Annotated in this window: 19 protein-coding genes; 4 read left to right on the forward strand and 15 right to left on the reverse strand. The window is 73.1% G+C overall.

The genetic code is table 11. From position 1 onward, the window contains the following. Positions 1–21 precede the first annotated feature (21 nt). The 7 genes from IH61_RS0101300 to proC form a co-directional block, all read right to left on the reverse strand. Positions 22–1,035: a lysophospholipid acyltransferase family protein gene (locus IH61_RS0101300; protein ID WP_031063506.1), complete on the reverse strand. Its 1,014-nt coding sequence runs from the start codon at positions 1,033–1,035 to the stop codon at positions 22–24. 7 nt (positions 1,036–1,042) lie between these two features. Further along, on the reverse strand, positions 1,043–2,143 hold the full coding sequence (locus tag IH61_RS0101305) for an NAD-dependent epimerase/dehydratase family protein (RefSeq protein ID WP_031063508.1): 1,101 nt from the start codon (positions 2,141–2,143) through the stop codon (positions 1,043–1,045). 148 nt (positions 2,144–2,291) lie between these two features. Next, a complete protein-coding gene (locus IH61_RS44085) occupies positions 2,292–2,390 on the reverse strand; it encodes a 30S ribosomal protein bS22 (protein WP_003948845.1) in 99 nt (32 codons plus the stop codon). A 191-nt stretch (positions 2,391–2,581) separates the two neighbouring features. Next, positions 2,582–2,791, reverse strand: coding sequence for a helix-turn-helix domain-containing protein (locus tag IH61_RS0101315; RefSeq protein WP_045699258.1), 210 nt, complete (start codon positions 2,789–2,791; stop codon positions 2,582–2,584). A gap of 226 nt (positions 2,792–3,017) precedes the next feature. Further along, positions 3,018–4,214, reverse strand: a complete 1,197-nt coding sequence (locus IH61_RS0101320) for an acetoin utilization protein AcuC (protein WP_051836067.1) — start codon at positions 4,212–4,214, stop codon at positions 3,018–3,020. 38 nt (positions 4,215–4,252) lie between these two features. After that, the gene (locus tag IH61_RS0101325; protein ID WP_037971290.1) at positions 4,253–5,416 is read right to left on the reverse strand and encodes an MFS transporter; all 1,164 of its coding nucleotides are present in this window, start codon (positions 5,414–5,416) and stop codon (positions 4,253–4,255) included. Between the two features lie 194 nt (positions 5,417–5,610). After that, positions 5,611–6,438, reverse strand: a complete 828-nt coding sequence (gene proC / locus IH61_RS0101330) for a pyrroline-5-carboxylate reductase (protein WP_031063519.1) — start codon at positions 6,436–6,438, stop codon at positions 5,611–5,613. A 219-nt stretch (positions 6,439–6,657) separates the two neighbouring features. Here proC and IH61_RS0101335 point away from each other — a divergent pair, with 219 nt between their 5' ends. Continuing rightward, a complete protein-coding gene (locus IH61_RS0101335) occupies positions 6,658–7,107 on the forward strand; it encodes a hypothetical protein (RefSeq protein WP_158844506.1) in 450 nt (149 codons plus the stop codon). A gap of 113 nt (positions 7,108–7,220) precedes the next feature. Further along, positions 7,221–8,546 (forward strand): hypothetical protein, encoded by a 1,326-nt coding sequence (locus tag IH61_RS40205; RefSeq protein ID WP_051836069.1) that lies wholly within the window; start codon positions 7,221–7,223, stop codon positions 8,544–8,546. A gap of 6 nt (positions 8,547–8,552) precedes the next feature. Here IH61_RS40205 and IH61_RS0101345 read toward each other — a convergent pair whose 3' ends face one another. The 6 genes from IH61_RS0101345 to IH61_RS0101370 form a co-directional block, all read right to left on the reverse strand. Next, the gene (locus IH61_RS0101345; protein WP_031063527.1) at positions 8,553–9,080 is read right to left on the reverse strand and encodes a hypothetical protein; all 528 of its coding nucleotides are present in this window, start codon (positions 9,078–9,080) and stop codon (positions 8,553–8,555) included. 79 nt (positions 9,081–9,159) lie between these two features. Then, positions 9,160–11,004: a dihydroxy-acid dehydratase gene (gene ilvD / locus IH61_RS0101350; RefSeq protein ID WP_031063531.1), complete on the reverse strand. Its 1,845-nt coding sequence runs from the start codon at positions 11,002–11,004 to the stop codon at positions 9,160–9,162. A gap of 140 nt (positions 11,005–11,144) precedes the next feature. Then, entirely contained in the window at positions 11,145–11,933 is a 789-nt protein-coding gene (locus tag IH61_RS0101355) for a class I SAM-dependent methyltransferase (RefSeq protein WP_234326973.1), read from the reverse strand. Positions 11,934–11,966: 33 nt separating this feature from the next. Continuing rightward, positions 11,967–12,770 (reverse strand): sugar phosphate isomerase/epimerase family protein, encoded by an 804-nt coding sequence (locus IH61_RS0101360; RefSeq protein ID WP_031063537.1) that lies wholly within the window; start codon positions 12,768–12,770, stop codon positions 11,967–11,969. Positions 12,771–13,285: 515 nt separating this feature from the next. Beyond that, positions 13,286–14,248 carry a Ppx/GppA phosphatase family protein gene (locus IH61_RS0101365; RefSeq protein ID WP_031063541.1) on the reverse strand — a complete coding sequence of 321 codons (963 nt, stop codon included), beginning with the start codon at positions 14,246–14,248 and terminating at the stop codon, positions 13,286–13,288. 89 nt (positions 14,249–14,337) lie between these two features. Further along, positions 14,338–15,201, reverse strand: a complete 864-nt coding sequence (locus tag IH61_RS0101370) for a glycerophosphodiester phosphodiesterase (RefSeq protein WP_051836071.1) — start codon at positions 15,199–15,201, stop codon at positions 14,338–14,340. 263 nt (positions 15,202–15,464) lie between these two features. On the opposite strand from IH61_RS0101370, the gene IH61_RS0101375 reads away from it, so the two are divergent. Then, entirely contained in the window at positions 15,465–16,361 is an 897-nt protein-coding gene (locus IH61_RS0101375) for a hypothetical protein (protein ID WP_063763111.1), read from the forward strand. A 57-nt stretch (positions 16,362–16,418) separates the two neighbouring features. Here the strand turns inward: IH61_RS0101375 and IH61_RS0101380 are convergent, their stop codons facing one another. Both IH61_RS0101380 and IH61_RS0101385 read right to left on the reverse strand, forming a co-directional pair. Next, positions 16,419–17,588, reverse strand: coding sequence for an NADH-quinone oxidoreductase subunit D (locus tag IH61_RS0101380; RefSeq protein ID WP_031063550.1), 1,170 nt, complete (start codon positions 17,586–17,588; stop codon positions 16,419–16,421). Then, positions 17,585–18,601 (reverse strand): SAM-dependent methyltransferase, encoded by a 1,017-nt coding sequence (locus tag IH61_RS0101385; protein ID WP_031063553.1) that lies wholly within the window; start codon positions 18,599–18,601, stop codon positions 17,585–17,587. Before IH61_RS0101385 ends, IH61_RS0101380 begins: the two co-directional genes overlap by 4 nt. 130 nt (positions 18,602–18,731) lie before the next feature. Here IH61_RS0101385 and IH61_RS0101390 point away from each other — a divergent pair, with 130 nt between their 5' ends. After that, positions 18,732–19,958: a sensor histidine kinase gene (locus IH61_RS0101390; protein ID WP_031063556.1), complete on the forward strand. Its 1,227-nt coding sequence runs from the start codon at positions 18,732–18,734 to the stop codon at positions 19,956–19,958. The last annotated feature ends 29 nt before the right edge of the window (positions 19,959–19,987 follow it).

A 19,987-nucleotide genomic window follows, 5' to 3' on the forward strand; every position in this document is an offset into this window, starting at 1 on the left:
GCGCCAGAAGAACACCGGGCGTCAGAAGAACACCGAGCGGCGCTGCACCAGAAGTTGGTACAGGGTGTGCTGGATGGTCTCGCGCACCTCGTCGGCCAGGTCGAAGACCAGCATCGGGTCGTCCGCCGCCTCCGCCGGATAGCCGTCGGTCGCGATCGGCTCGCCGAAGCGGATCGTCCACTTCGTCGGCAGCGGCACCGCCCCGAGCGGGCCCAGCCACGGGAACGTCGGCGTGATCGGCACGTACGGCAGGCCCAGCAGCCGGGCCAGGGTCTTCACGTTGCCGATCATCGGGTACGTCTCCTCCGCCCCGACGATCGAGCAGGGCACGATCGGCACCTTCGCCCGCAGCGCCGAGGCGACGAAGCCGCCCCGCCCGAAGCGCTGCAGCTTGTAGCGCTCGGAGAACGGCTTGCCGATGCCCTTGAAGCCCTCCGGCCAGACCCCGACGACCTCGCCGCGCTCCAGCAGCGCCTGGGCGTCCTCGTTGCAGGCCAGGGTGTGGCCGGCCTTGCGCGCCAGCTCGTTGACCCCCGGCAGCACGAACACCAGGTCGGCGGCGAGCATCCGCAGGTGCCGCCGGTGCGGGTGGTGGTCGTGGATGACGACCTGGGTCATCAGCGCGTCCAGCGGGATCGTCCCGGAGTGGTTGGCGACGATCAGCGCGCCGCCCTCCGCCGGGATGTTCTCGACGCCCTGCACCTCGATGCGGAAGTACTTCTCGGCCAGCGGGCGCAGCAGCGAGAGCAGCACCTCCTCGGTGAGCTCCCGGTCGAAGCCGAACTCGTCCACCTCGTACTCGCCGGTGAGCCGGCGGCGCAGGAAGGACAGGCCCTCGGCGGCCCGGCCCTCCCAGCCCTTGCCGAACACCCTGGTGGCGGCCGGGCCGAGCTGCCCGGACAGCGCCCCGCCCACGGCCCCGGCGATCCGGTCGGCCAGGGCCGGGGCCGTCGCCTCGGAGGTCGACCAGCTCGGGGCGGACTCGATGGGGATGACCTTGGCCTCGCGCGGCGCGTTCTCGGCTGCGGCACTCATGGCGGGTTCAGCTCCTCGGGCGGGGGCGGGTCGGTGCGGAAGGGAGGTCGCTCGTGCCCTCGCGGCCCAGCAGGGCGGTCATCCGGTCGGTGACGGCGGCCAGCCGCTCGGGCGGCAGCAGGCCCGGCCGCTGGGCGGCGGCGAAGTCGGCGAACGCCTCCGGGGTGCCGAAGAGCGGCCGGTAGCCGAAGGTCTCCCGCAGCCGGGTGGTGTCCACGACCCGGCCGTGGGTGAGCAGGCGCAACTGCTCCGGCGAGACGTCCACCAGCCTGGTCTGCCGGGCCAGCACCGCCATCCAGGAGACGGCGGGCAGCAGCAGCGGCAGCATCGGGCGGCCGAGCCGGCGGGCGCACTGGGAGAGCAGCAGCACGCCCTCGCCGGCCACGTTGAAGGTCCCGGTGTTGACGGTGCCCGGCTCGGGCTCCCCCGCGGCCCGGCAGAGCACGGCGACGGCGTCGTCCTCGTGGACGAACTGCAACCGGGGGTCGTAGCCGAGGACGGTCGGCAGGACGGGCAGCGCGAAGTACTCGCTGAGCGGGGTGTCCGCGCCCGGGCCGACGATGTTGGCGAAACGCAGCACCGTCACCGCGACGTCCGGACGGCGGCGGGCGAAGCCGCGCACGTACCCCTCGACCTCGGCCGCGTCCTTGGCGAAGCCGCCGCCGGGCTGGTCCTTGGGCTGCATCCGCTCGCTGAAGACGGCGGGGTCGCGGGGGGCGGAGCCGTACACGCCCGTGGTCGACTTCACCACCAGCCGGCGCACCCCTGGGGCCTTCTGGCAGGCGCCGAGCAGCTGCATGGTGCCGATGACGTTGGACTCCTTCACCGCGGAGCGGTTGGTGGAGCCCAGCCCGGTGGCGCTGACGCTCAGGTGCACCACGGTGTCCACCCGGTGCTCGGCGATCACCCGGGCGACGGCCGGGCGGCGCAGGTCCAGCTGGTGGAAGCGGTACGGGGCGGCCGGCCCCTCCGGCTCCTCCGGAGGGAGGCGGGGCGGCTGCACGTCCACGCCGACCACCAGGTCGACACCCGGACGGCGGCGGATCTCGGCGGCGAAGCGGGCACCCAGATGGCGTGCCACGCCGGTGACGAGCACGACGACGCCCACGGTGCTGCACCCCATTCCCGGCCCGAGAAGCCTGCGTGCACCGTACCGCGCCGCCGTACCGGGCCGTGAAACGACATCGCCCGCCCGGGCCACGAGGGCCTGGGCGGGCGATGCAAGCGCTGGGCGCGCTAGGCGCGGCCGGGGACGCTTACTTCTTGTTGCGACGCTGGACCCTGGTCCGCTTGAGAAGCTTGCGGTGCTTCTTCTTGGCCATACGCTTGCGACGCTTCTTGATGACAGAGCCCACGGAACAACCCTCGCTCACTGAGACTCTCGCCCGTGAGAGACGGAGCCCATACGACTGACGTGAGGGCCTAGCCTACCGTCCGGGTGCCCGGGGCCCTAACTCGCACTCCCCTCATCCGGGGAACGCCCGGGAAATCCACGGCGAACGGACCCGGGTCCGCGTCGGCGGGCCCGGGTCCGAACGCCCGCGAACTACGCGCTCTCGAGACGCACGTAGGACTCCTTGAGGTACTCGTGCACCGCCTGCTGGGGCACCCGGAAGGACCGCCCGACCCTGATGGCCGGCAGCTCTCCGCTGTGCACCAGGCGGTACACCGTCATCTTGGACACCCGCATGACCGCAGCGACCTCCGCCACGGTCAGGAAGACGACTTCCTGCAGGGGGCGCTCGACGGAACTCATGACCATCACCCGACCCTTAACCCGTGTGCAAGGCACCGGCTTCCCCTCCGGTGACTCCACCGGCACACGTGTATCCCCAGAGTAGTTATGGGTGGTACCAGTGGGAAGAGGGGAGAAGCAGTCCTCGTACGGTGAGAGATAGGACTGTTGCAGTACGTAGCCGCCCGGCCGATGTGCCCGGTCGGCGTACGCACCGCCCGGTCCGCCGACGGCCGAAACGCCGTTTTCAGGCCAGCAGTCCGTGGTGGGGGAACACCGCGCGGCGGGCCGCGAGGATGGCCTGATCGAGCCGGTCCGCCGGATCGTAACCCGCGTCGAAGTCGCGCCAGGCGGGGCGCGCGCCGTCCGTCATCCGCAGCGGGGCGGGGCGGCGGGTGCGGCGGTAGACCTCGGCGCGCCAGGTCTCGGGGGTCTCGGTGGCCGGGTCGACGGGCCGTCCGGCGGCGGTGGCGACGAGGTGGGTCCAGGTCCGCGGGACGACGTCGACGACGGCGTAGCCGCCCCCGCCGGTGGCGACCCAGCGGCCGCCGGCCACCTGGTGGGCGAGGTCGTGCAGTTCCTCGGCGATCAGCCGCTGGGCGTCGACGGTGACGGCGAGGTGGGCGAGCGGGTCCTCCAGGTGGGTGTCCGCGCCGTGCTGGGTGACCAGGACCTGCGGGCGGAAGGCGGAGAGCAGCTCGGGCACCAGGGCGTGGAAGGCGCGCAGCCAGCCCGCGTCGCCGGTGCCGGCGGGCAGCGGGAGGTTGGCGGCGGTGCCGACGGCGTCGGGGCCGCCGGTCTCGGTGGACCAGCCGGTCTGCGGGAAGAGCGTGGCGGGGTGCTCGTGCAGGGAGATCGTGAGGACCCGGGGGTCGTTCCAGAACGCCTGCTGGACGCCGTCGCCGTGGTGGACGTCCACGTCGACGTAGGCGACGCGCTCGGCGCCGAGTTCGAGCAGCCGGGCGATGGCCAGGGCCGGGTCGTTGTAGACGCAGAAGCCGGACGCCTTGTCGGGCATGGCGTGGTGCAGGCCCCCGGAGAAGTTGACGGCGTGCGGGGTCTCGCCGCGCCAGACGGCCTCGGCGGCGGCCACGGACTGCCCGGCGATCAGCGCGGAGGCCGAGTGGACGGCCGGGAAGGACCAGTTGTCCTCGGTGCCGAGCCCGTGCCGGGGGTCGGACAGCTCGGGGTGGGCGGCGGCGTGCTTGACGGCCTCGACGTACTCCCGGGTGTGCACCAGTTGCAGGGTGGAGTCCCCGGCGGGCGGGGCGGAGCGGACGCCCACCCCGGGCCCGGTGCTCAGCCCGAGGGCCTCGACGAGGCGCATGGTGAGCGCGAGCCGGGTCGGGTCCATCGGGTGGCCGGGGCCGAAGTCGTAGGCGGTGACGGCCTCGTCCCAGAAGAGGTGCAGGCCGCAGGGGGTGTCACGCTCGGCTTCGGGCATGGCCTCCACCGTAGCGGGTGGGGGTGGCCGGGCGGCTGTCAGGGCGCGACGGGTGCGGGAACGGGGGTGGGCGCGAAGCGCTCGGCCAGCGGCAGGACGGCGAGCACCAGCAGCATCGGGGCGAGCAGTGCCCAGCGGTACGAGCTCGCGTCGGCGATCGCGCCGACCAGTGGCGAACCGATCAGGAAGCCCACGTAGTTGAAGAGGTTGAGCCGGGCCACGGCGGCGTCCGAGTCGGCCGGGAACAGCCGGCCGCCGGCCGCGAAGACCTGCGGGATGATCGCGCAGATGCCCAGGCCCAGGACGGTGAAGGCGGCGATGCCCGCCCAGGCGCCGGGCGCGGCGGCGGCCAGGGCGAAGCCGAGCGCGGCCAGCGCGGCGCCGACGCGGACCACGGGGACGGCGCCGAAGCGCTGCACCGCGCGGTCGCCGAGGGCGCGGCCGAGGAGCATGGCCACCATGTAGCCGAGGTAGGAGAGCTTGGCGAGGTCCTCGCGGCTGCCGAGGCCGTCGGTGAGGTACTTGACGCTGTAGTTGGAGACGGAGGCGTCGGCGATGTAGGCGAAGGCCATCGCCAGGCAGAGCGGCAGCAGCGGGCGCCAGGGGATGGACCGGGCCGCGGCCTCGGCCGCCTCCCGTACGGCGTCGCCGAGTTCGGCGGGCCCGGCGAATCTGGTGCCGGTCAGCACCGCGAGCGGGGCGATGACGGCGGCGGAGGCGCCGAACAGCACCGGCAGGCCGAGGTCGTAGTGGGAGCCGAGGCCCGCGACGGCGGCGCCGAGGATGCCGCCGAGGCTGAAGGCGGCGTGGAAGCCGATCATGATCGAGCGGCCGTAGCGGTGCTGGAGGCCGACCCCGAGCATGTTCATACTGGCGTCCAGTGCGCCGACCAGCAGCCCGAACGCGCCCAGGGCCAGGGCGAGTTGCCACAGCTCGTCGCCGAGGCCCGCGGCCGCGAGGCTCAGGCAGATCGCCGGCTGGACGACCCTGAGCACGGCGCGGGCGCCGGTGCGCCTGACCACCCGCTCGGAGGTCAGCGAGCCGACGCCCGCGAGGATCGGCACGGCGGCCAGGAAGACGGGCAACAGTCCGTCGCTCAGCCCGTAGCGGTGCTGGATCTCCGGGATGCAGGTGACCAGCAGGGCGAAGGTGACGCCCTGGAGCAGGAAGCTGACCGCGAGGGCGGCCCGGCCGGCGCGCAGCCCGGGGGTGAGCTCAAGAGCTCCGGGCTGTTCGGGCTGTTCGGGCTGTTCGGGCTGTCCGGACTGCGCGGGTGCTTCGACGCTCATGCGGGACCTCGCTACTGGCCGGTACGACGATATTGGCCGAGAGCGTAGGGGGTGCGCCGCCGCTACGGGAGGGGTCGTGCAGCGACTTTCTCCACGGGATCCACCGCCTACTTGCCGCCTGAGGCCAGTTCCCGGGAGCGGTCCCGGGCCGCCTCCAGGGCGCCGAGCAGCGCGGCCCGCACCCCGTGGTTCTCCAGCTCGCGGATCGCGGCGATGGTCGTGCCCGCCGGGGAGGTCACCGCCTCACGCAGCTTCACCGGGTGCTCGCCGGAGTCGCGCAGCATCACCGAGGCGCCGATCGCGGACTGCACGATCAGGTCGTGCGCCACCTGCCGGGGCAGGCCGAGCAGGATGCCCGCGTCCGTCATCGCCTCGACCAGGAAGTAGAAGTACGCCGGGCCGGAGCCGGAGAGCGCGGTCGCCGCGTCCTGCTGGGCCTCGGGCAGCCGCAGGGCCTTGCCGACCGAGGAGAAGATCTCCTCCGCCCGCGCCAGGTGCTCCTCCGTGGCGTGCGAGCCGCCGGAGATCACGCTCATTCCCTCGTCCACCAGGACGGGCGTGTTGGGCATCACCCGGACCACCGGCGTACCGGCGGAGAGCCGCTCCTCGAACCAGCCGGTCGGGATGCCCGCCGCCGCCGAGATCACCAGCCGGTCGGCGCCGAGGTGCGGGGCGAGCTCCTCCAGCAGGGAGCCCATGTCCTGGGGCTTCACGGCGAGGATCAGGGTGTCGGCGAGCTTGGCCGCCTCGGCGTTGGAGACGGCCGCCACGCCGTACCGGTCGGCGAGTTCGGCGGCGCGCTCGGGGCGGCGGGCCGTCACCATCACGTCCGCCGGGGCCTTGCCGGCGCGCAGCAGGCCGGAGAGCAGCGCCTCGCCGATCTTGCCGGTGCCCAGAAAGGCGATCTTCTGTCCGTGTGCCCCACTGCTGGCCATTGTTCGGCTCCTCACCTCGGTACTGCGGCCATCCTCGCACCGGGCGGGGGCGGGCGGTGGGAGCGTCCGCTCCGTGAGCGGTGGCGGGGACCGGGGCGGGGACGGCGGCGTTGACAGGGGCAGGGGCAGGGGCGGTTCTGCCGGGTGGAGGCTGCCCTCAGGGGAAACTCGGGGGTTTCCCCTATGGCTCGCGGGGCTTCGCGGGAGCACCGTGGAGCCATGGCACACGACGAGATGTCCCGACGTGAGAACCGGCAACTCGCGGTCGCCTCGGCGACGGTGGGCCCGTGGCGGACTGCCGCGGGAGTCGGTGCGGTGGTGGGGGCGACCGCCCTGGGGATCGAGGCGATCACCGGGGACTGGGCGCTGAGCATGTTGGCCGGTCCGGCCGGCTGGGGCCTGTTCTTCTTCTTCCTGGTCGGCTCGGTCGGTGGGCAGCTGCGCCGCGACACCACGGACCGGCGGCTGGCCCGCTGGGCGGACGCGCACCCGTGGAAGGCGGCGCTTCCGGCGGCCGGCGGGCTGCTGGTGCTGAACACCGTGGCGCAGTGGCTGCTCAGTGACGCGGGCCTGATCTGGGCCTTCTTCGAGTCGCTCCTGCCCGCGGCCATCCTGCTGGGCGTGGTCGGCGTGGTGGGGTCGGTGAAGCAGGCCCGCAAGAAGGGGTGAAAGCGGCGCGTTCCGGATGAAACGACACTGAACTCGCGCGGCTCGCGCGCGAGTTCACCACAAGGTGTGCCCCCGATCGACAAACCGTCACCCCCTGTCGGCATACTGGCGCGATGCCGATAGCCGAAGATCCGGAACCGCGTCCCGACGAGGGCCGCGAGGCGGGCGGGAAGGACCCGTTCGCAGACCTCGTCCTGGACGAGGATTTCGTCAAGGGGGCCTCCGTCAAGGAGCAGAGCGGGCGCACCCGCATGCTCTCCGCACGGTGGAAGCACACCCCGCCGGTCGACCCGGGCGGGCGCCGCTCGGTCAACGACGGGCCGAAGCCGCCCAAGCGCCGCTTCGGCCGCAAGCCGAAGCTCCAGGCGCTCGACCCGTGGGGCAACCCGAAGCCGCGCCGCCGCGGGCTGGAGTGGCGCACCCCGCTGTTCATCGTGCTGACCGTCGTGGTGCTGCTGGCGGCGCTGAACGTGGACGGGCTGCGCAACTGGCTCCACCGCGACTCGTCCGGCACCGGCGCCTCCACGCCCGTGCCGACCGTCGCCCCGGAGACGGCCAAGCCGAGCTCCGCGCCGCCGACCACCGACCCGGACCAGCCGACCGTCGCCCACCCGTGGGCCGGCTCCCCCGCCGAGGGCTGGCCGAACGGCGCCGAGGCGTTCGTGCTGCCGGAGGCCAAGGCCGTCGGTGTCTTCTCGGCCGAGGAGGTCGCCGAGCAGCTGCAGCAGGTCAAGGCTTACCTGACCGCTGCCAACCTCGACCCCAAGGTGATCGCGGGTGCCCGCCCGGACGCCGCGCTGGCGCTCCTCGACAGCCAGGACCGCGCCGGTGCCGTCGCCGCCCTCGAGCACCCCAAGCAGGGCTCCAACGCGACCGGTTGGTTCGCCCGGTTCGACCCGCGCGAGGCCCGCATGATCGGTGAGGTCGTCAAGGTCCAGGGCCAGCTCACCTACGAGGGGGACGGCGCCGGGGGCGTGCTCGTCCACACCGACTTCACGTACGTCTACCCGGTGGCGCCGGGCCCCGACGCCGAGAAGCTGGCCAAGGACCGGCAAGCCTCGCCCGCCACCCCGCCGCAGCAGCCGGCTCCCCAGGGCGGCACCGCCCACCCGGTGGGCCTGGTGGTCCGCGCGTCCGAGTCCGCCGGCTCCGACTGGACGGCCCGCACGATCCTCCGCAGGGTCGACGACTACCGCTTCTACGACCCGGACCACTACAAGGTCGAGCCGAAGAAGCTGGTCATCGCCAAGTCGCAGTCGGAGAAGGGCAACAGCGCCTGTTACGTCTACGACGGCTTCCTGCACCCGGAGTTCGCCCAGTTCGACCGATTCGACCGTCCCGGCCCCGAGCGGACCGGTCCGACCACCGACCCGTACGACCGCAGCAAGGGCCTGTCGGACGGCACCACCCATGGCTGCGGGACCGTCAGCCGCAGCTGAGCGCCGTCAGCGCTTGCGCTTGCCCCGGCCCGGCGCCTTGGCGTCGGGCCGGCCGGTGCGTCCCGACTGGCGCTTGGCGTACTGGGCGAGGGCGCGCTCGTGCGCGGCGCGCTTGACGGACTCGCCGGGGGCCTCGACCAGGCTGCGGGCGAAGTAGGCAGCCAGGGTGCCGGCGCCGCCGATCAGCCAGACCGCGCCGAGCGACTTGTCCTCGGCCATCCAGCCGGTGAGCCGGTCCTTGCCCTCGGTGAGCACCTTCCAGGTGCGCATGACGGCCATCATCGAGCAGACCGCGATGGCGGCGGTCAGCAGCCCGTTCAGGAAGCCGCCGCTCCGGGAGAGGCTGACGCCCTCCACGCCGAAGCGCAGGACGAGGACGGCGGCGGCGGTCGCCAGCAGGGCGCCCGCCGAGAAGCCGACCCGGCGCAGCCAGTAGCCGCCGTCCCGGTTCAGCCAGGTGGTGCCGAAGAAGCGGATCGTCTCCGGTTCGGGGGCGCCGGGGACGGGGGCGGTGGTGGGGGGCTGCTCGCTCACGCCGTCGATTATCCCCCGGGCGGGGTCGGCGGCGAGGAGCCGTCCCGTCGATCGGAACGGCTCCCCGCTGCCCACGGTGTCAGCCGAGCTTGGACACGTCCCGGACGGCGCCCTTGTCGGCGGAGGTGGCCATCGCCGCGTAGGCGCGCAGGGCCGCGCTGACCTGGCGGTCGCGGTTCTTCGGCCGGTAGCCGTCCCCGGCCTCCAGGGCGCGGCGGCGCTCGGCGAGGACCTCGTCCGGGACCTCGAGGGAGATGGTCCGGCCGGGGATGTCGATGGCGATGGTGTCGCCGTCCTCGACCAGGGCGATGGTGCCGCCGGAGGCGGCCTCCGGGGAGGCGTGGCCGATGGACAGGCCCGAGGTGCCGCCGGAGAAGCGGCCGTCGGTGACCAGCGCGCACGCCTTGCCGAGGCCCCGGCCCTTGAGGAAGGAGGTCGGGTAGAGCATCTCCTGCATGCCCGGGCCGCCCTTGGGGCCCTCGTAGCGGATGACGACGACGTCGCCCTCCTTGATGCGCTTGGCGAGGATCGCCTCGACGGCGTCCTCCTGGGACTCGCAGACCACGGCGGGGCCGCTGAACGTCCAGATCGACTCGTCGACGCCGGCGGTCTTCACGATGCAGCCGTCCTCGGCGAGGTTGCCGTGCAGCACGGCGAGGCCGCCCTCGACGGAGTAGGCGTGCTCGACGCTGCGGATGCAGCCCTTGGCGGCGTCGGTGTCCAGGGACTCCCAGAGCTCGGACTGCGAGAACGCCTCGGCGGAGCGGACGCAGCCGGGGGCGGCGTGCCACAGGTCGACGGCCTCGGCGGAGGGCGAACCGCCGCGCACGTCCCAGGTCTTGAGCCACTCGTCGAGCGAGTCGGAGTGGACGGTGTGGACGTCCTCGTTGAGCAGTCCGCCGCGGTACAGCTCGCCGAGGATGGCGGGGATGCCGCCGGCGCGGTGGACGTCCTCCATGTAGTACGAGCCGTTGGGCGCGACCTTGGACAGGCAGGGCACCCTGCGGGAGATCGCGTCGATGGCCGACAGGTCGAAGTCCAGCTCGGCCTCCTGGGCGGCGGCGAGCAGGTGGAGGATGGTGTTGGTCGAGCCGCCCATGGCGATGTCCAGGGCCATGGCGTTCTCGAAGGCGGCGCGGGTGGCGATCGCGCGGGGCAGCATCGAGGCGTCGTCGCCGCCGTAGTAGCGGTTGGTGATCTCGACGACGGTCCGACCGGCCTTCTCGTACAGGGCCCTGCGCGCGGTGTGGGTGGCGAGGACGGAACCGTTGCCGGGCAGGGAGAGGCCGATGGCCTCGGTGAGGCAGTTCATCGAGTTGGCGGTGAACATGCCGGAGCAGGAGCCGCAGGTCGGGCAGGCGTTCTCCTCGATGATCGCGATGTCCTCGTCGGAGACGTTCTCGTTGACCGCCTGGGAGATCGCGTCGACCAGGTCGAGCTTGCGCACGGTGCCGTCGACGAGGGTGGCCTTGCCGGCCTCCATCGGGCCGCCGGAGACGAAGACGGTCGGGATGTTCAGGCGCAGCGCGGCCATCAGCATGCCCGGGGTGATCTTGTCGCAGTTGGAGATGCAGATCAGGGCGTCGGCGCAGTGCGCGTTGACCATGTACTCCACGGAGTCGGCGATCAGGTCGCGCGAGGGCAGCGAGTAGAGCATGCCGCTGTGGCCCATGGCGATGCCGTCGTCGACGGCGATGGTGTTGAACTCGCGCGGGATGCCGCCCGCCTGCTTGATCGCCTCGGAGACGATCCGGCCCACCGGCTGGAGGTGGGTGTGGCCGGGGACGAACTCGGTGAAGGAGTTGGCGACCGCGATGATCGGCTTGCCGAAGTCCTCGCGGGCTACGCCGGCGGCCCGGAGGAGCGCCCGGGCGCCTGCCATGTTGCGACCGTGGGTGACCGTACGGGACTTCAGCTCGGGCACTGTGCTCCACTCCTTCGGGGCTCTCGCCGGCGCCCCGCCGGTGGAAGGGTGCGGGGGCCGTTGTGGGTATCGAGCCTACGCCCGCTGTCCGGCCGGCGGACGGTCCGTCCGCGATGCGGGCAGGTCCGGTCGAGCGCGGATCAAGCGGGGGTGACGGCGACGGTGAGGTCGAGGACGTACGGCTCGACGACCTGCCCGTCCGGGAACTCGGCCAGCAGCGCGGCCCTTTCGTCGGCGAGCAGCGGCTCGCGGCGCTCGGGCGGCAGGGAGGCGAAGAAGGAGCGGGAGGTGAGGTTGTCGACGACCTGCTCGACGGGCACCCGTCGCTGCCAGCTCAGCTCGGCGCGGTGGACCCGCAGCCCGGCGGCGGCGAAGGGGGCGGTCAGGTCGTCGATGTGGCCGTAGCCGTGGTAGCGGCCGGACAGGGCGGCGGAGAGCCGCTCGTCGCGGGCGCGGACCCAGGGGACGCTCTCGTCGAAGACGTTCCACCAGGCGGCGAGGGCGCCGCCTGGCCGCAGGACCCGGACCGCCTCGGGCAGGGACTTCTCGGGGTGCGTCCAGTGGAACGCCTGGGCGTAGGTGATCAGGTCGGCGGAGTCGTCGTGGAAGGGCAGGTCGTCACCCTCGCCACGCACCAGCGGCAACTGCGGTGAGACGGCCAACAGTTGGGCGGCCATCCCGGCGGAGGGCTCCACGGCGACCACGTCCGCGCCACGGGCGGCCAGCAGGCGGGCGGCGATGCCCGTACCGGCGCCGACGTCCAGGGTCCTGGCGCCCTCGAGGCTGCGGCCCCAGGCGCGCTCCAGCTCGTCGAACAGCTCCTGCGGGTAGCCGGGGCGGCCGCGGTCGTAGGCGGCGGCCACGGAGCCGAAGCTCGCGGCGAGTTCGCGGAAGTTGCGGATCTCGGAGAACTTCTGATCGTTCGTCACTGCTCCCCCTCGGCGTGCCCTGCGGACCGGCCGTCAGCGTACGCCCGAGTGGGAGGCGAGGTGCAGCCGGGTGAAGGCGAGGGCCTCGGCGAGATCGGCCTCGCGTTCGGCGGGGGAGGCGGCGCGGCGGGTGTTGACCTCCAGCACCACGTGGCCGTCGAAGCCGGTGCGGGCCAGGTGCTCCAGCAGTTCGGCGCAGGGCTGCTTGCCCCGGCCGGGGATCAGGTGCTCGTCCTTGCCGGAGCCGCTGCCGTCCGCGAGGTGCACGTGGGCGAGGCGGTCGCCCATCCGCTCGACCATCGCGAAGGCGTCGATCCGGGAGGTCGCGGCGTGCGAGAGGTCGATGGTGAAGTGCCGGTACTCCTCGTCGGTGACGTCCCAGCCCGGGGAGTAGGCGAGCACCTCGCGGTCGCGGTAGCGCCAGGGGTACATGTTCTCGACGGCGAAGCGGACGTCGGTCTCGCCCGCCATCCGGTTGATGCCCTCGACGAACTCGCGGGCGTACTGGCGCTGCCAGCGGAACGGCGGATGGACGACGACGGCGCTCGCGCCGAGCTTCTCGGCCGCCGCCCGGGCCCGGACCAGCTTCGTCCACGGGTCGGTGGTCCACACCCGCTGGGTGATCAGCAGGCAGGGCGCGTGGACGGCCAGGATCGGCATCCGATGGGTGTCGGAGAGGCGGCGCAGGGCCTCGAGTTCCTGGCTGACCGGGTCGTTCCAGACCATCACCTCGACGCCGTCGTAGCCGAGCCTGGCGGCCAGCTCGAAGGCGACGACGGTGCTCGCCGGGTACACCGAGGCGGTGGACAGGGCCACCTTGGTGTCGGGGATGTGCAGGGCCGGGTGCCGGGGCAGCACCAGGCGGTCGGTGGTGCGCAGCAGCGGGGGGCGGGCGGCGTCGCGCTTGGCGGCCTTGACGGAGCGGACGGACTGCACGGCGGCCTTGGCGGCTCCGGCGGCGCGGGCGGTGCGGGTCTCGGCGGGCTTCCGGGGCGGCGGCTGCTGGCTCTGCTGCTTCTGCTGGCTCTGCTGGCCCTGCTGGCTCTGCTGGCTCTGCTGGCTCTGCTTCTTCTGCGCGGGCTTCCTGCGCGCGGCCTTCTTCGGGGTGCTCTCGGTGGCGGCCTTCCCCGCCGTCGCCTTCTTCGCGGCTGCCTTCTTGGCGGCGGCCTTCCCGGCGGTGCGCTGCACCGCTTCCCCGAGCCGACGGCGCGGTCCGTCCGGCCGCTGCCGCCCGTCCCCGGGGGCGCGGCCCTCCCGCGTCCCGTCGTCGTCCGCTGGTTGCACCACGGGAGACAGCGTAAACGGACCGCGCTCCGGACGGGGAGCGGGTGCCCGGGGGCGGCCCCGGCCCGTCAGCTCGCCAGCGCCGGGCGGCGGCGGTCGGTGGGGCTGTCCATGGTGTCCAGGCGGCGCAGGATGATGCCCTCGCGCAGCGCCCACGGGCAGACGTCCAGCTCCTCCAGCCCGAACAGGTCCATCGCGGCGTCGGCGACGATCGCGCCCGCGAGCAGCTGCTTGGCGCGGCCCTCCGAGACGCCGGGGATCTGCGCCCGCTCGGCGACGGTCATCGCGGACAGCCGGGGCAGCCAGGCCAGCAGTCCGGAGCGGGTGAGCCGGCGGTCGGCGTACGGGCCGGCGTCGGCGGGGGCGGCGCCCGTCATCCGGGCGAGCTGCTTGAAGGTCTTGGAGGTGGCGACGGCGTGCTGTGGCGGTCCGAGCCGGGTGATCTCGCCGACCACGGTGGCGATCTCGGCGCGGACGTGGCGTCTCAGCTCGCGCAGCCCGTCCGGGTCGGCGACGTCCTCCGGCAGCCAGCGGGCGGTGAGCCGGCCGGCGCCCAGCGGCAGCGAACAGGCGACGGCGGGCTGCTCGTCCGGGCCGCAGGCGATCTCCAGGGAGCCGCCGCCGATGTCCAGGTTGAGCAGCCGGCCCGAGGACCAGCCGAACCAGCGGCGCACGGCCAGGAACGTCAGCCGGGCCTCGTCCTGGCCGGAGAGCACCCGGAGTTCGACACCGGTCTCGGCGGTGACCCTGCGTAGCACCTCCTCGCCGTTGGCGGCCTCGCGGACGGCGGAGGTGGCGAACGGCAGGACGTCGACGACCCCCTTGTCCTCGGCGACCCGGATCGAGGAGGCGACGTGGCCGACGAGCCGCTCGATGCCGGCCTCGCTTATCGCGCCGTCCTCGTCGAGCAGTTCGGCCAGGCGCAGTTCGGCCTTGTGGGAGTACGCGGGCAGGGGGGCAGCGCCCGGATGGGCGTCCACCACGAGGAAGTGGACCGTGTTGGAACCTACGTCGAGTACACCGAGTCGCATAACTCTCCACGCTACGCGATCTCGTCCCGGGGCAGGCCCGTTGCAGCGGTAGTCGCGCTGGTCCGCGACCGGTCCGTGACGGTCCGTGATCAGTGGCCGCGGTGGGCGATCCTGCGCTCGGGGCGGCAGTTGGTGTCCGCCCAGCGGCGGGCCGCGCCGGGCAGGTCGGTGATCAGGCCGTCCGCGCCCCGGGCGGCCATGGTCTGCCAGTTCACCTCGTCGTCGAGCGTCCAGACGTAGACCTCACGGCCAGCCTTCCGCTCCGCGGCGATCCGGTCGGCGGAGGCCAGCGTCGACTCCAGGGCCATCCCGCGCAACGGCAGGTCGCCCGGGTCCTCGGCGAGCCCGGCGCCCTGGATCAGCACCACCGGCAGGGCGGGGGCGACGGCGTGGGCGCGGCGCAGGTGGTCCACGGAGAAGCTGTAGATGACGACGTGGGCGCCGCTGCCGGCGGCGATCCTGGCGATCCGGGTGACGTCCTCGGGCGTGCGCTGCCACTTGATCTCCATCAGCAGCGTGGCGTTGCTGCCGACGAGGCGCTTGAGCAGCTGCTCCAGGGTGGGGACGGGCTCGGCGCGGCCCGGTCCCGCCGTCACCCGCAGGGCGGCGACCTGCGCGGCGGTCAGGTCGCCGACGGCGCCCTTGCCGTTGGTGGTGCGGTCCACGGTGGCGTCGTGCATCAGCACCGGGACGCCGTCCCGGGTGGTCTGCACGTCCGTCTCCAGCCAGTCCGCGCCCTGGTCGAGGGCCGCCTCGAAGGAGGCCATCGTGTTCTCGGGCGCACTGCGCGGAGCCCCCCGGTGGCCCACCACCACCGGGCTGTCGCAGACCGGCGGCGCGGACGCGGAACGGGCCCGCAGGGCGGGGCCCTCGGAGGCCGCGCAGCCGGCGGCCAGCACCGCGAGGGCGAGGAGAGCGGCCGCCTGGACGGCGGCGCGGGGCGAGGCGGTCACGGCCGGGGTGGCTCCTGCTCCTGCTCGGGCGGGGTCGTCTGACGCCTGCGGTCTGCGGTCTGCGGTCTGCGGCTTGCGATCTGCGGCTTGCGGTCTGCCGTCCGGAACAACGGGGTGGAGGGGCGATTCCGATCAAACCGCCCCAAATCCTCCGGATGATGACGGCCCGCCAGTTCTCCGGTTCGTCGAAGACCGTACCGTCCACCGCCGCCGACACCCGCCGCAACCCGTCCACTGCCCCGCGAAAGCTCTACCCTTACCGGGTGGCACCAGCAGAAACGTCCAAGAAGAAGGCCAAGGCGAAGCCCGAAGCCTCCCCCGCCCCCGTCGACCTCGCGATGCCGACCCTGCGCCGCGAGATCCCGCGCGACGAGGTCCCGCTCGACTTCCCCCGCGCCTGGATCGAGTTCGCCGACCCGGAGGACGCCGAGCAGGTCTTCCGCTGCGACCTGACCTGGCTGACCTCCCGCTGGTCCTGCGTCTTCGGCCAGGGCTGCCACGGCATCCGCGAGGGCCGCGGCGCCTCGGACGGCTGCTGCACGCTGGGCGCGCACTACTCGGACGAGGACGACGAGAAGCGCGTCATGAAGCACGCGAAGCGCCTGACGCCCGAGCTGTGGGAGAACCACCCGCACGGCACGGACGCCAAGGGCAGGCTGGTCGCGGACGGCGGCGTCACCATGCTGGACGAGGACGGCGACCGCCAGACCCGCCGCGTCAACGGCGCCTGCATCTTCGTGAACAGCCCCGGCTTCGCGGGCGGCGCCGGCTGCGCCCTGCACGCGCTGGCGCTCAAGGAGGGCCACGAGCCGCTGGAGTTCAAGCCGGACGTCTGCTGGCAGCTGCCGATCCGCCGCACCTACGACTGGATCGACCGCCCCGACGACACCCGCTACCTCCAGGTCTCGATCGGCGAGTACGACCGCCGCGGCTGGGGCCCGGGCGGCCACGACCTGCACTGGTGGTGCACGGGCGCCCCGGCCGCGCACCAGGGTGCCGAGCCGGTGTACGTCAGCTACCGCCCGGAGCTCACCGAGCTGATGGGCAAGGCGGCGTACGACGTGCTGGCCGGCCTGTGCGAGGAGCGGATCGCCACCAAGGGCGACCGCAAGGTGGCGCCGCACCCGGCGGACCCGGTCAAGCCGAAGAAGAAGCCCTGACCCCTGAAAGCCCGGGCCCTGGAGCCCTGGAGCCCCGAGGGCCTGAGGGCCTGAGCCCTACTTGTCGATGTCCCCGACGACGAAGAACATCGACCCCAGGATCGCCACCATGTCCGCCACCAGCGTCCCGGGCAGCAGCTCGGTCAGCGCCTGGACGTTGTTGAAGGACGCCGAGCGCAGCTTGAGGCGCCAGGGCGTCTTGTCGCCGCGTGAGACCAGGTAGTACCCGTTGATCCCGAGCGGGTTCTCCGTCCAGGTGTAGGTGCTGCCCTCGGGTGCCTTGAGCACCTTGGGCAGCCGCTGGTTGACGGGCCCGGGCGCCAGGGTGGCGAGCTTGTCCAGGCAGGCGTCGGCGAGGTCCAGGGAGTTGTGGGCCTGCTCCAGGAGGCACTCGAAGCGGGCGAGGCAGTCGCCCTCCTCGCGGGTGACCACGGTGAGCACCTGCCGCAGTTCCTCGCTGCCGTAGGCGAGGTACGGCTCGTCGCGGCGCAGGTCGAGGTCGAGCCCGCTGGCCCGGGCAATGGGCCCGCTGACGCCGTACGCCTGGGCCTGCGCGGCGGTGAGGACGCCGACGCCGGCCGTACGGGCACGGAAGATGTCGTTGCCGAGGACGAGGTCCTCGAAGACGGGCAGCTGCGAGCGGACGACGCCGACGGCGGTGCGGACGCGGCCGAGCCAGCCGGCGGGCAGGTCCTCCTTGAGGCCGCCGACGCGGTTGAACATGTAGTGCATCCGCCCGCCGGACGCCTCCTCCAGCACGTGCTGGAGGTCCTCGCGGCCGTTGAAGGCGTGGAAGACGGGGGTGATGCCGCCGAGTTCCAGCGGGTAGGAGCCGAGGAACATCAGGTGGTTGAGCACCCGGTTGAGCTCGGCGAGCAGGGTGCGGATCCACACCGCCCGCTCGGGGACCTCCATGCCGAGCATCCGCTCGACGCCGAGGACGACGCCCAGCTCGTTGGAGAAGGCGGAGAGCCAGTCGTGCCGGTTGGCCAGCATGATGATCTGCCGGTAGTCACGGGCCTCGAACAGCTTCTCCGCGCCCCGGTGCATGTAGCCGATCACCGGCTCGGCGGTGACGATCCGCTCGCCGTCCAGCAGCAGGCGCAGCCGCAGCACGCCGTGCGTGGCGGGGTGCTGCGGGCCGATGTTGAGCACCATGTCGGTGGTGCCCGCCGCGCCGGTGAAGTTCTCGGCTCCCGCTCCGATGCCGACCGTGGTCTCCCTCATGACCCCAGAGTCTGCCATCCCACGAGGGTCTCCAAGCCCCTAGGTACCGGCATGCGGACGGCCTGCAGCAGCCACCCGAAGCCGCCGAGCCCGCCCGGGTCGGTGAGCTCGGCCCCCTCCCCGGCGCCGCTGAGCGCCCGCAGGTACCCGGCCGGGTCGGTGGAGGCGAGCGCGAGCGGCGGCCGCCCGCCGCTGACCCCGAGCGCGCGCAGGGCTTCGCGCTGCGTCGTCCACAGGCTGTGGAGACCGGGGACGGCGATCGCGTCCAGGGCCACGTGGGCGGTCACGTCGCGGGAGCCGTCCGGTACGGGCGCCACCTCGCGCCCGCCCTGGAATCCGGCGAGCGTCCCGAACGGCGGCCGCCGCCCGGACGTGTGCCCGTAGTCGACGGCGACGGCCAGGCCCCGCTCCAGCCCGGCGACGGCCCGTGCCCAGGCGGCGTCGCGGGGGCCGCCGAACTCCACCCGGTCCCCGGGGTGTTCGACGGGCCACCAGCGGGCGGCCCAGGCCGCGTCCGCCGCCGGGACGGGCTCGCCGAGCCGCTCCTCGCCGGTCCCGGTCTCCACCTCCACGTAGCGCAGCACCCCGGCGTCGTCCACCTCCCCGACGTCCAGCGGCACGTTGTCCAGCCACTCGTTGGCGAACAGCAGCCCGGTGACGCCGCGCGGCACCTCGCTCGTCCACAGGGCTGTGGACGACAAACCGGCCGGGCGCCCGGCGATCTCCACGCCGTACGGGCGCAGCCGCTCCCCCACCTCGGCGGGCAGTTCGGCCAGGACCCCGGTGAGCAGTTCCCCGCGCCCGGCCCCGACGTCGACCAGGGCCAGCTCCTCCGGGCGGTCGAGGGCCGCGTCAACCTCCAGCAGCAGCCGGGCCACCGCACGGGCGAACCTCGGCGAGGCGTGCACCGAGGTGCGGAAGTGCCCGGCGGGGCCCTCGGGCCTGCGGTAGAAACCGCCCTCGGGGTCGTACAGCGCCTTCTCCACGGCGGGCGCCCACCGCATCCACGTCATGGAGGGGGACGCTACCGGCCGCGTGCCGGTGTCCCTCCCCCGGCACAGGGACGTCTCCGACCTACGGAGTAGGGACGTATCGCCCTATCGGCGGACCTTCGCACCACACCCGACTGCCTACGCTGGACACGTGCATCGACTCAACGCCTGGCTCCGCCGACACCCCATGGTGGTCGACTCCGTATGGGCGTCGGTCGTGCTCTTCTTCGGCCTCCTGCCGAACAACGCCTCCGACCAGGGCTGGCGATTCGACGCCCAGATCCTGGTCGCGCTGCTGCTGCCCGCGCTGATGGTCTTCCGGCGGCGCTTCCCGGACGTCACGGTGGCCGGCGCCACCGGCATCGCGCTCGGCCAGATCGCCGCCAACATCGATCCCGCCGCCTCCTCCCTCGCCTACCTCGTGTTCGCCTACACCGGCGCCGCCTTCGGCCAGAAGTGGACGTCCCGGCTGGCGCTGGTCGCCGGGGCGAGCGCCGGACCGCTGGTCTACTGGCGGATGCACCCGGTCAAGACGACGATCGACGCCGCGGGCGACGCGCACACCCGCTCGTACAACCTGGGCGAAGCGGCGCTGATCATGCTGCTGATGAGCACCCCGTTCATCCTGTGCTGGGCGTGGGGTCGGCTGACGCGGGTCCGTCGCGCGTACCTGACCGAGCTCGAGGACCGCGCCGCCCGCCTCGAACGCGAACGCGATGCCCAGGCCAAGGTCGCCGTCGCCGCCGAACGCGCCCGCATCGCCCGCGAACTCCACGACGTCGTCGCCCACAACGTCTCCGTCATGATCGTCCAGGCCGACGGCGCCGCCTACGTCCTCGACAACAACCCCCACCAGGCCAAACAGGCCCTCACCACCATCGCCACCACCGGCCGACAGGCCCTCGTCGAGATGCGCCGCCTCCTCGGCGTCCTGCGCACCAGCGACACCACCGACGACTACGTCCCCCAGCCCGGCGTCGAGGAACTCCCCGAACTCCTCGACCAGGTCCGCACCGCGGGACTCCACGTCGACTACACCACCACCGGAGCCCCCAAGGACCTCCCCCGCGGCGTCGAACTCACCGTCTACCGCATCGTCCAGGAAGCCCTCACCAACGTCCGCAAACACGGCGGACCCCACGCCCACGCCCACGTCACCGTCGACTACGGCGACCGCGAACTCGCCGTCCAGATCGAGGACGACGGCCGCGGCACCACCACCGAGCACCTCGCCGCCGGCGGCACCGACGGCCAGGGCCACGGCCTCATCGGCATGCGCGAACGCGTCGGCATGATCAACGGCAACCTCGACATCGGCCCCCGCCCCGGCGGAGGCTTCCGCATCCGCGCCACACTCCCCCTCAAGACCGCGCACTGACCGCCGCGCCGACGCCCTAGGAGCCACCT

Source organism: Streptomyces sp. NRRL WC-3742 (assembly GCF_000720635.1).
Taxonomy (GTDB): Bacteria; Actinomycetota; Actinomycetes; order Streptomycetales; family Streptomycetaceae; genus Kitasatospora.

Bases quoted from the DNA above. Each gene is read 5' to 3' on its own strand.
- IH61_RS0101300 (WP_031063506.1), bottom strand. From the start codon at position 1,035: ATGAGTGCCGCAGCCGAGAACGCGCCGCGCGAGGCCAAGGTCATCCCC.
- IH61_RS0101315 (WP_045699258.1), bottom strand. From the start codon at position 2,791: ATGAGTTCCGTCGAGCGCCCCCTGCAGGAAGTCGTCTTCCTGACCGTG.
- IH61_RS0101320 (WP_051836067.1), bottom strand. From the start codon at position 4,214: ATGCCCGAAGCCGAGCGTGACACCCCCTGCGGCCTGCACCTCTTCTGG.
- proC (WP_031063519.1), bottom strand. From the start codon at position 6,438: ATGGCCAGCAGTGGGGCACACGGACAGAAGATCGCCTTTCTGGGCACC.
- IH61_RS0101335 (WP_158844506.1), top strand. From the start codon at position 6,658: ATGGCACACGACGAGATGTCCCGACGTGAGAACCGGCAACTCGCGGTC.
- IH61_RS40205 (WP_051836069.1), top strand. From the start codon at position 7,221: ATGCCGATAGCCGAAGATCCGGAACCGCGTCCCGACGAGGGCCGCGAG.
- IH61_RS0101365 (WP_031063541.1), bottom strand. From the start codon at position 14,248: ATGCGACTCGGTGTACTCGACGTAGGTTCCAACACGGTCCACTTCCTC.
- IH61_RS0101380 (WP_031063550.1), bottom strand. From the start codon at position 17,588: ATGAGGGAGACCACGGTCGGCATCGGAGCGGGAGCCGAGAACTTCACC.
- IH61_RS0101385 (WP_031063553.1), bottom strand. From the start codon at position 18,601: ATGACGTGGATGCGGTGGGCGCCCGCCGTGGAGAAGGCGCTGTACGAC.